Origin of the sequence: Pandoraea anapnoica, assembly GCF_902459765.1 — a bacterium.
Lineage (GTDB): Bacteria > Pseudomonadota > Gammaproteobacteria > Burkholderiales > Burkholderiaceae > Pandoraea > Pandoraea anapnoica.
This window is the reverse complement of the sequence record NZ_CABPSP010000028.1, coordinates 1-6,885: the sequence shown is the minus strand read 5'-3', so window position 1 is coordinate 6,885 and position 6,885 is coordinate 1. Positions and strand designations below refer to the sequence as shown.

Annotated in this window: 4 protein-coding genes and 1 pseudogene; all 5 read right to left on the bottom strand. The window is 58.0% G+C overall.

Annotation, left to right across the window (positions count from 1 at the left end; all coding sequences use genetic code 11):
* Nucleotides 1-1,355: pseudogene (locus PAN31117_RS26730) on the bottom strand (hypothetical protein); the annotation flags it as partial.
* A gap of 165 nt (nt 1,356-1,520) precedes the next feature.
* Complete coding sequence (locus PAN31117_RS26725) at nt 1,521-1,946, bottom strand: hypothetical protein (protein WP_150740859.1); 426 nt, start codon at nt 1,944-1,946, stop codon at nt 1,521-1,523.
* Nucleotides 1,947-1,953: 7 nt separating this feature from the next.
* Nucleotides 1,954-4,467: a DUF637 domain-containing protein gene (locus PAN31117_RS26720; protein ID WP_150740858.1), complete on the bottom strand. Its 2,514-nt coding sequence runs from the start codon at nt 4,465-4,467 to the stop codon at nt 1,954-1,956.
* A gap of 856 nt (nt 4,468-5,323) precedes the next feature.
* A complete protein-coding gene (locus tag PAN31117_RS26710) occupies nt 5,324-6,310 on the bottom strand; it encodes a DUF6862 domain-containing protein (RefSeq protein WP_150740857.1) in 987 nt (328 codons plus the stop codon).
* A gap of 53 nt (nt 6,311-6,363) precedes the next feature.
* Nucleotides 6,364-6,885, bottom strand: a 522-nt coding sequence (locus tag PAN31117_RS26705; protein ID WP_174991158.1) for a DUF637 domain-containing protein, incomplete at its 5' end; no start/stop codon positions are given.

Here is a 6,885-nt window from a genome sequence, read left to right as displayed (position 1 = left end):
GTTGCGATAACCGTCATGGCCATGATGACCAGCATCCCAATCTGCTGGATGCCAAAGTCCCCCCCCTGCTTTACGAAATCCGTGTGCAGGTCGTTTTGCAGCGTCTGCTGGACGAAGTTGTCGCCCAGTTGCGCAGCTACGCCCGCGATAAACGCTTGCGTCGCGGCTTGGTCAACCTCACCGTTCTGACCTAGCAGCTGGAGTGCGCCACCGATCTGATTGAACTGGTCGACGTTGAGCGTCAACCCGCCCGCTGCCGCGCTCATGAAGCCGCCCGGCTGCACCATCGTGCCGGTGGTCTTCAGGTAGCCCGCGTCCTTGATGTAGCTCCAGATTTCACCGACGTCCACCACGTTTGCACGGTTCGTCAGCGTGCCGGTGTTCACCGTCAGCGTCCCGCCTGAGGTGATCGAGCCCGTATTAAGGATGCTGCCGCCTGTCGCCGTGCTACCGAAGTTCAGCGACAGGTCATTGCTTGCGAGAATCTGCCCGCCTGCGGACAACGCCGTGAAGTTCTCCGGCAGGTAAACCTGCGGCATCAGGGCTGTGACGGTCGGGCATTTCGCATTACCCGTTGCAGCGCATCCCGGCTCAGGCACCGTCTGCTCGACGTACCACAGCATCGGTTGCGACAACCCTGCGATCTGCTCAGGTGTCAGTGCCTGACCCAACTGGATGTTGTTCGTCTTCGCGTACTCGACTGCGTTGCCGTACATCACCAGCTTCTGCTGGTCGTTGACGCTCAACTGCGATGTGCTATCCGTCGACAATCCATTGATGAAGCTCGCCTTGCCCGTTTGCATCAGGGCGGCTTGCTGGAGTTGGATGGCCTCTTGCTGCGGAGAGAAGTAGAACGTCGTCGTGCTCGGTTGCAACGACGCGGGCAAGTTCGAGATCAGCACTTGCGGGGAGACGGGATCGAGCGTCGCGCCCAATCCACCGACGACGTAGCTCGGGCCGTTCTGCTGCCCGGTGGCGCCCGTCAGGATTGACGAACCCGCACCGCCCAAGCTCGCCGGGATCGTCAGATTCAGGCCGCCGTTCGCCGGAGCCAGACTAATCACTTGCGGTGCGTTGCCCACTTGCGGCGTGTACGTGTTCGCCGTCGTGATGCCGTTGACCAAGCTCGTACCGGTCAGCGACACCGACTGCCCCACCACATTACCCACGTTGACGATCTGACCGCCCGACGTCACCGTCAGGTTCGGTGCCTGAATCGTCGCCGCGATGTTGCCCACCGGCGTAGGCGGATTGATCACACCGCCTACGCTCGTGTAAGCGTCGCCATACAGCGACGTACACTCCGCAGCACTGCCACAACTCCACACGTCATGACGCTTGTCCGACTCGAACATGCCCGTCTCTTACACCCAGTGCGAGTGCCAGTAGGCATTGAGCGTCTGTGCGCTGTTGACCACCGGGCCGCTGACGTTGATCGTCGCGTTAAGTCCCGCCGTGGCCGGAAGAGCCAAGAACGCAATAATCTCAGAGTGCGTGACTCCTAACCGGCGCTCTTTCCGTTATCTCGTCTGGAACAAGTTCACTACCGTGCCGGTCGTAACGTCGTACTCAATGCGTCGGTCGCCCGAGCTCCCAGACAGGAAAAAACAGAGTATTTCGTTAACGTAGTAGACGTCCGAGAACACTGCATCGGGTCCAACGTCAATTGGTTTCTCCAAGACGCAGCGCATAGTGCCGTCTACATTAAGAACATACGCCTTGTTCCGACACCGGTCGAACGGATTTTCGATGATTGCAACGCCGCCTTCATCCTTAAGTGGACAAGCAATTCCATTCCCCGAAAACGCAATCTTCACATCCCGGCTTGCCGTGCGCCACGACACGGAAATTGGAAGCAACGTCGCGATCGACCTTCTCTGCGGATTATTAACCCTGTCGTAGGTCGGATCAGCGTAATGCAATCTGAAGTCGAGGAGTTTTGACATATCTATCTCACTTAATCACGCGTGGGGCACCTACCGGCACAAGCTTGGCGCGATCGGCATAGTTGAGAATTTGCACTTGATTTGCACCACCGGGATAGAAAACGCCGTTGAAATTTTGAGATCCCACCGTGCCCACCTGTACTTGGACACCTTCGGGCACATAGAAAAGCCGCACGCTACCGATCTGAGGTTTAAATGCTGGCGTGACAGCAAGATTATTCCGAACGAAATTCACGCTGCTGATCGAGTCCAATGTTCCCCACCCGCCGGGGTTCGACTGTCCAGGTGCCATTGCCATCTGAATATACATGCCGCCCTTTGGGGATGGGTAGGAAAACAAGGGAGCTCCTTTCATCCACGGTTCAGAATTGCTCGGCGCGGGGAGAAGTAGGACGTCGCTCGCCTTTCCTGAACTACCGGTCGTCCCTCCATAACCGGACGAGACTCCAAGTCGAGCCAGACTACCGGCTTGCATGCCTAACCATGCCGCCGAACTGCCATAAATGGCTTCGGCCGTTTGCGCATCCACCGGCAAAATGGCACCCACGAGCGTCGCGCCAGCTGTGGGTGTATATGTCCCCGTGATCGCCGTCTGTAGGCCCGCGTTCAAATTATCGAGCCCCACTCCAGTCAACGCCACTCCGCCAGCCGCAGCAACACAACCGAGACCAGCACTTGGTGCGCACGTTACCCCGCCCCCCACGGTCATAACGGTCCCGGCTACCGCCGTCAAGCCACCCGCCATCGCCTGCGCAACACCCGATGCTCGCGGTCCAGCCCATTCCATCGCCGCACCAAACGCACCTCCTAGCGTTCCGCAGTCGTGTCCCAAAGCACAGCTGTTATTGACGACTTCATTTTGTGCCGCGAGTGCTGCTGCATTCGGATCGGCACCGACTGCGCCAGCGGCTAGTCCGCTAAGCAACTGCGTGGCCGCAGAGATTATTGCAAGTTGCGCCGGGTCCGTAATACCTCGACCGTTAGTGACCGCTTTAGCGATTTCATTTGCGCTCAGCGCCGAAAGCGCACCGCCGATAGCTCCACCGGCGCACCCGGTACCCAACGCCGCCGAACTAGCACACCCTAACGCTGCATGGACGCCCGCATAGCCGAGCGTCCCCAACGATTCCGGTCCCAAGTTGCCAATCTGGTAAGCGAGCGCCGCACTCAGATTACTAACACCGCTAACCTTTAACGCCTCAAGGAAACTCCCACCCTGAATCGTCGATTGCACCCCGGCCTGAATCACAGATTGACCGAGGATCGCTACGCCTTGCGTGAACCACTGGCCTGCGGTCGTGGCACCCGCCTGACTTACTGCACCGTCTACGAAAGTCGGCTTCACGCCCGCGAGACTGGCCAGGCTATTGGGGGACGCTGTCGTCGAGAACCCCAAACCGTCTGCGCTCGAATACGTGATCCCGTTCAGCAACCCAGCCGTAACCGCCGCCGACAACCCCGTCTTCATCACTGAACCGAAGTCCAGCGAGCCTGTGAACATCGCCTGCGTGATGGTGGAACTCGCCATCGCGGTGAGCGCTGCGCTCGCCATCACGTTGCCCAACCCACCCGCTACGAATGTCGCTGCGACCGATCCAAGTTGCGCCGCGACCAATCCAGCCATCAGCGGTGCCAATGCCCCGGCCAACATGGCCGAGGCCATGATCATCCCAACCTGCTGAATCCCAAAGTTCCCGCCCTGCTTTACGAAATCCGTGTGCAGGTCGTTTTGCAGCGTCTGCTGGATGAAGTTGTCGCCCAGTTGTGCAGCTACGCCCGCGATAAACGCTTGCGTCGCGGCTTGATCGACTTGGCCGTTCGGGTCTAAGAGTTGGAGTGCGCCACCGATCTGGTTGAACTGATCGACGTTGAGCGTCAACCCGCCCGCTGCTGCGCTCATGAAGCCGCCCGGCTGCACCATCGTGCCGGTCGTCTTCAGGTAACCCGCGTCCTTGATGTAGCTCCAGATTTCACCGACGTCCACCACATTCGCGCTGTTCGTCAGCGTGCCGGTGTTCACCGTCAGCGTCCCGCCTGAGGTGATCGAGCCCGTGTTCAGAATGCTGCCGCCTGTCGCCGTATTACCGAAGTTCAGCGACAGGTCATTACTCGCGAGAATCTGCCCGCCTGCCGACAACGCCGTGAAGTTCTCCGGCAGGTACACCTGCGGCATTAGCGCTGTGACCGTCGGACATTTCGCATTACCCGTTGCAGCGCATCCCGGCTCCGGCACCGTCTGCTCGACGTACCACAGCATCGGTTGCGACAACCCTGCGATCTGCTCAGGTGTCAGTGCCTGACCCAACTGGATGTTGTTCGTCTTCGCGTACTCGACTGCGTTGCCGTACATCACCAGCTTCTGCTGGTCGTTCACGCTCAACTGCGACGTGCTATCCGTCGACAATCCATTGATGAAGCTCGCCTTGCCCGTTTGCATCAGGGCGGCTTGCTGGAGTTGGATCGCTTCTTGTTGCGGAGAGAAGTAGAACGTCGTCGTGCTCGGTTGCAACGACGCGGGCAAGTTCGAGATCAGTACTTGCGGGGAGACAAGACCGAACGTTGTTGGACCGTAATTTTTCGCTTCATTGCTAGGACAGCGCTACCGCGAGCCTGCGATGTAATGTTATCGCTCTCGCGCGTGTGTCTTCAGGCAAGAAATTGGATGTCATGATGGTTTCCAGCTGGAATTTCAACATCAAGAATATCTCTGTACCTGTCGATCCATCCTCGATGGCAGATCTAATTTTGTCCACATCTGATGGACGACCGGAAGCGTCGAGAGCCTGCGCGATTGCAGACGCTTCTACATAATAGTCACATGCATCCATGGTCACCCAAATCAGGCTGCCGACGTTCGTCAGTGACCCGGCGTTGATGGTCAGATTGTTCCCCGCGCCGATGATCGACGAGTTGCCCGATCGCCGATCGACGTACGCCTCGCAGTAGCTTTCCTTGTGAGCAGCTTCGTGCTCACGCCGCTTTCGCAAACTTCCTTGCTACGTTCGACGGGCCTCGGATACGACCTCACAGAAAACCTTCGCCACTTCGTTAGCTTGCAAACGATCTGAGCAATGCCCGTCCCTCCGGGCCGAACTCGAACGTCCAAAAATTAACAAGACGTCGGGGTGCTCATCTAAGCGGCTCCCATGACCCGCGAAATGGGCTCTGAGGAAGTACCAGACGCCAAACCTCTCCCGATTGAACACAGCGATACCATCGCTCCTCTAACCCGTAAATTAGGTCCTCACTTGGGACGGTTACCGCAACGCTTTCTGTCACGCCAGCGTCAATCTGAGCGGAAAGCCACGTCAAAAAGCGCTCCGATTCCTTCGGAGATTCAAATCCATGAATCTCCTCCCAGTTACATGCATTCATGGTCACTTTATCCACGATTGATCTACTCTAAATCCGGCAGGGAACACCACTTGATTTCCCCCGCCGACGAGCCCGCCTTGAGGAGCCGCAACGCCGGTGAAGTACACGGTCCCCGCAGGTATTTCTATCTTAACCACGTTCGTTGCTGTATTACCCCATTGAGGAAGTAGTGCACTGTCAACGACAGACTGAACGGGACCGGCGGGTGGTGTCGAAGTCCAAAACCCGCCAAGTTGGTTAGCGGTACCTCCATAAACTCGATAGAGCGTGGTCGGCTGTTCAGCAACAATTTGAGTGTATGTGCCGCTTCTAAAAGTATTCGCTATGTCTGGTGATAACGGCCCGGGATTCAAGGGATTGAAGTTTACGCTCGGTGTGGCGCTCTTCGTCCCGGTGGTCACGACTGGCTTAGCCACTCCAGAATTTGGTGTGCCCCACGATGTTATGCCCGCCCCGACGCCCTCCACGGCCTGCCCCAGTTGCGCCCCCTCCAAGGCAGTCTCTGTCGAGCCCCCCAGCGCAACAACTAAGGCTGAGAGAATCGCCCCTAACGGACTACCCAACTGCTTGTCAAACAGCGTTGCCTTGAGATTCGGGTCTCTGGACAGGATTTGAGAGTCGGCGGGATCTACGGCAAACATTTGCCCATTCGAAGCACGGACCACGAGGTTGCCATTTGCTTTGGCATCTGCCACCGCGAGCATGCACGCTGCCGAGCTGGCGTCGGCACAGGCGCTCGTCAATGCTTGATCGCGAGCTAGAGAAGCCGCTCTCAATTCATTGAGCTTTCCGCAACTCTCAGAGTTGAGACTTCCGCTAGCACTACAAGCCGACGCTGCCGCCTTGAGTTGATCCGCCTCCGATGGCTTGTTGAATGCTTCGGCCTTATGTTTAAGCCAGTTGTTTTGCGTCTCGTTCTGTGCCGCGGTTGCCGCAGCATTCGCGTCCTGCCCCAATGCGCCAGCAACCAGTGCACCGGCCAGCCCCATAAGGCCAACATGTAGCTCAGGCGGGAGTATCTGGCTCGGGTCGAGTATCGAATTCAGTGCAGAACCAAGCGCGCCGCCAATCGCACCACCCGCACAACCATTGCCCAACGCAGCCGCACTTGCGCAGCCGCACTTGCGCAGCCCAAAGCGCCGTGCGCAATTGTGGACACAATTTCGCCGCCGTTCTGCCCGAAGATTTGACTGAGATCACCCTTTGCATCACCGATCTGGAACGCCAATGCCGCGCTCAGATTGCTGACTCCACTTGCCTTCAGCGCCTCAAGGAAACTTCCGCCCTGAATCGTTGATTGCACCCCGGCCTGAATCACAGACTGGCCGAAGATCGCCATGCCTTGAGTTATTGAGAAACCCGCGGAGGCCGTGCCAGCTTGGCTCGCTGTACCTTCCACAAATGTTGGCTTTACGCCAGCCAGACTACTCAGGCTATTCGAAGAGGCTGTCGTCGAGAACCCCAAACCATCTGCGCTCGAATACGTAATCCCGTTCAACAACCCAGCCGTAACCGCCGCCGACAACCCCGTCTTCATTACTGAACCGAAGTCCAGCGAGCCGGT

Coding starts and splice junctions, on each gene's coding strand:
- PAN31117_RS26725 (WP_150740859.1), bottom strand. CDS start 1,946: ATGTCAAAACTCCTCGACTTCAGATTGCATTACGCTGATCCGACCTAC.
- PAN31117_RS26710 (WP_150740857.1), bottom strand. CDS start 6,310: ATGGGGCTGGCCGGTGCACTGGTTGCTGGCGCATTGGGGCAGGACGCG.